The sequence below is a fragment of the Bathymodiolus heckerae thiotrophic gill symbiont genome (assembly GCF_900128515.1).
GTDB lineage: Bacteria > Pseudomonadota > Gammaproteobacteria > PS1 > Pseudothioglobaceae > Thioglobus_A.
Genome location: NZ_FQTP01000134.1, coordinates 1 through 2,927, shown reverse-complemented (window position 1 = coordinate 2,927; position 2,927 = coordinate 1). Strand labels below are relative to the sequence as shown.

Annotated in this window: 2 protein-coding genes and 1 pseudogene; 1 reads left to right on the top strand and 2 read right to left on the bottom strand. The window is 35.1% G+C overall.

From position 1 onward, the window contains the following. A pseudogene (locus BTHERMOSOX_RS10145) lies at window positions 1-106 on the top strand (IS1 family transposase); the annotation flags it as partial. Between the two features lie 16 nt (window positions 107-122). On the opposite strand, the gene BTHERMOSOX_RS10140 reads toward BTHERMOSOX_RS10145, so the two are convergent. Both BTHERMOSOX_RS10140 and BTHERMOSOX_RS10135 read right to left on the bottom strand, forming a co-directional pair. Further along, window positions 123-1,028, bottom strand: coding sequence for a P-loop ATPase, Sll1717 family (locus tag BTHERMOSOX_RS10140; protein WP_138121040.1), 906 nt, complete (start codon window positions 1,026-1,028; stop codon window positions 123-125). A 298-nt stretch (window positions 1,029-1,326) separates the two neighbouring features. Further along, the gene (locus tag BTHERMOSOX_RS10135; protein WP_171004739.1) at window positions 1,327-2,616 is read right to left on the bottom strand and encodes an FRG domain-containing protein; all 1,290 of its coding nucleotides are present in this window, start codon (window positions 2,614-2,616) and stop codon (window positions 1,327-1,329) included. Window positions 2,617-2,927 lie beyond the last annotated feature (311 nt).

The following is a 2,927-nucleotide window of genomic DNA, read 5'->3' as shown; positions in this document are numbered from 1 at the left end:
TTTAACTCGTCGAACAATCTGTTTTTCAAAAATAGAACAAATGCACGATATTGTCATTGGGCTGTTAATTAATAAAGTCGAATTTGGACGAGATATTCATGCCTAATAACAGATTTAACCCACTACCCGAAATACATATCATCAAGAGTATCGTTGTCCCATGAAATAATAATTGCACTATCTTGAAGAAGTTTATTTTTATCATTAAATTTTAATGATTGATAAATATCAGTTCGAAGAAACGGAACAATTTTTAAGTTTTTTGACACTCCAAACTCTAAGGCAACATTTCTACAAACATTAACAAGATTAATAAGAACTTTACTATATTCTTCGATTTCTCCCTCAAGCCAATTTTCATCTAATTGATCAAGAACTATTAGAATTTTATGGTTCGAACAATTATCCTTGAATATCTTTTCAAAATAACCCAGCAAAGTAAAAGCATTTGCCCTTAGTTTAGTTTGAAGCTTCTTATTTTCAGAAATGTCTTCAAATGATACATTACCTGCATCTATTGAAATATCATCAAGCTCTACACCTGGACCACCTATAGATGATAATCTTCCGATTTTTGAAATAATTACTTCTGTAAGACTGGGATCTGGGTTACCATAAATTTTTTCAATATAGGTTTTTGCCCACTTCAATTCTTTATTTAATGCTTCTCCTTCTCTCTCCTTGATTTCAATAAGTTTAGATAGTCCTTTTACAAAAAACAGGTATCGCCAGCTTTTTTGGTATGCTGATAATTCTCCAGCTAAAGACTCTTTATATAGTTGGTGAGCTGGCCATGGATAATCACTAAAATTTATACATATTGTGCTATACCCATCTAAATCCGATGTATTTGCTTGCCTCAGGTATTCGTAAATTGCTGTTTTACCCATACCTTTTCGACCGAGTACTAACCATGAGCGACTATTTGTTATTTCTTTTATCTCTGGTAGTTTGAAGAAATAATTTTGCAAATCCTCATCAGTTTCCGCTGAAACTTGAAACTCAGGAAACCATTCTTTTATATCCACTTATAATTCCTTTCGATAGTTAGATTTTATGGGCATGTAACCACGCGGTGACTGGCGTGTTTTCCTTGGTAATGGTAGCGGGAACGCGGACGATTACCAAGGAAAACATGCCAGTCGAACGCTTAGTTATTTAGTTCTGGAGCAAAGCGACAGAGACTTAATAATAAGCTTTCGACTGGGCACCAGTCACCGCGTGGTTATTAAGGATTTGGCGCGCAGCGCCAGATCCTTAATAACGCCAAAATCAGCGCGCAGTTTAAAGAGGCGCGATTTTTTGCTTCGCAAAAAACGTGACGCTTTAAACTGTCCGCTGGATTTTTTTGTTAAATTTGTATTTATCTGCAACATATTTTGCAGAATTTTCAATATATGGGAATACTGTACTTTCATTGATATTTAGTAAATCTAATTCCTGTAAAATTGACTCTTTATTTGTAACTGTAATTCTAGAAACATTTATATCATCAGTACCACCTTCACTGAGTTCAGCATCCAGCCCGTATAATAAAAACGCTCCTGATTGTGACGATATTCTGTCATTATTCTTTTTACTCTTAACACAAATTATTTTTCTAAGGTCATCAGGAATTATTTTAGCTTCAAAATAAGGCTTTTCCTCTCTAATAAAATGTATTAACCGCTGAACTGATTGGGTTTCATTGAATGTACCTTCTTTAAAATCAATATTATTTTTCTCAGTTTTCGGAAGTCTCGCTAGATTAGCTATACAACTCGCCACATCAGAGTCAAAATACTTTATTTCTTTCCTTTTCATTGACAAAATAATTACTTCCCCATCGTCTTTTATGGCAGATTTGCAAGCAAAATATATAGCAATGAGAGGGTTCGAGGTAATATCAAGAAGCCTTGTTGGTAATGAATAATGCTGCATTCTTACCAGCCTATCAAGAGTATATTCATCAGATTGAAAATCTGATGAATTAGAAACAATTAACTCTCGATACAATATATGCTCATTCTCAAGAAAAAGGTAATTTCCGTCCTCATCTTTTCTGAATAATGACGGTTCAAGTTTATATTTATTCTTTTTTGAATGTCCACGATAGAAAACCTCTGAGTCATTATTTTTCTCGAAAGAGAAAACTTTACCAATAAACCCTTGTACAGTAGTTACCTTTGGACTTGTTAATTTTTGAGATATTGGTTTTTCTTGTGTATCCGTTCTATCTATACTATTAGCATCAAATAGCCGTTGGAAAAGATTTTCATCTTTAACCGCCCAATGTGTTCGGTTCATTTCCCAATCACGAATATCCAGTAGTGGAGTGATGTCACTAATAGTTTGAAATGAGACTTGTGGTATGTTTGGTAGAAAATTAAATTCTATGAAGATATTACGACCACTTTCCTTTATGGTTTTTAAATAACCTATTCGGATGTTTTCATTATCACCCTCATATGCAAAAAGGCATGGATAACCTTTTAAGGTCTCTATATGCTCATCGGTCAATACCTTAAATGCGGATGCAATACTTTCAGTTGTGTACTCAAGAAATCTACTTTTATCGTACTCGTAAAAAGGCTCATCCCAAGCGCCTATCTTTGCTGTCACTAGCAGATTGTACATTTGCTATAGTCCTAAAAATTTAACGCCCGCATCACTTGACGTAAAAAGGGGCGGTTTTTTTGCATCACAAAAAAAGTGACGCTTTTTACGGTCAAGTGGATGCGATTGTTGGACGAAGCCGCTATGCGGCAGAAAAACCCATTTACGGATACACTCCAATATGTACTCATTGTCGAGTACGATCATTGGAGTTTACCATGAACACGACAGAACAAACGCATTTTGATGCGCTCTATAGCCGTCACCTTCGTGCCTTAAAATTACGGGGTATGAGTGATGCAACCATTGATAGCTATGCTCGTGCAGTACGT

Bases quoted from the DNA above. Each gene is read 5' to 3' on its own strand.
- BTHERMOSOX_RS10135 (WP_171004739.1), bottom strand. From the start codon at position 2,616: ATGTACAATCTGCTAGTGACAGCAAAGATAGGCGCTTGGGATGAGCCT.